This window comes from Rhizobium sp. Rhizsp42, assembly GCF_047304155.1.
In the GTDB taxonomy this organism is placed as follows: domain Bacteria; phylum Pseudomonadota; class Alphaproteobacteria; order Rhizobiales; family Rhizobiaceae; genus Rhizobium.
On record NZ_JBGLYS010000178.1, the window covers coordinates 1 to 251 of the forward strand.

A 251-nucleotide genomic window follows, 5' to 3' on the forward strand; every position below is an offset into this window, starting at 1 on the left:
CAGGACACCGTTCGGCAGCGAGTTTGCCTGGGCCAGCATCGAGGTGCCGGCCTGCTGCAGGATCTGGCCGCGGGTCATGTTCGCGGTTTCCGAAGCGAAGTCGGTGTCGACGATACGGCTGCGCGATGCCGACAGGTTCTCGGTCGACGACTGCAGGTTCGAAATCGCCGAGCTGAAGCGCGACTGCAGTGCGCCGAGCTGGGCGCGCTGGTCGTTGACCTTGGCCAGGGCGGCATCGGCGATCTTGATTG

The 251-nt window shown here is 65.3% G+C and carries 1 protein-coding gene; it reads right to left on the reverse strand.

Annotation, left to right across the window (positions count from 1 at the left end; genetic code table 11):
* Positions 1-251: flagellin (locus ACCD05_RS32000; RefSeq protein ID WP_413397710.1), on the reverse strand; the 251-nt coding region annotated here is incomplete at both ends.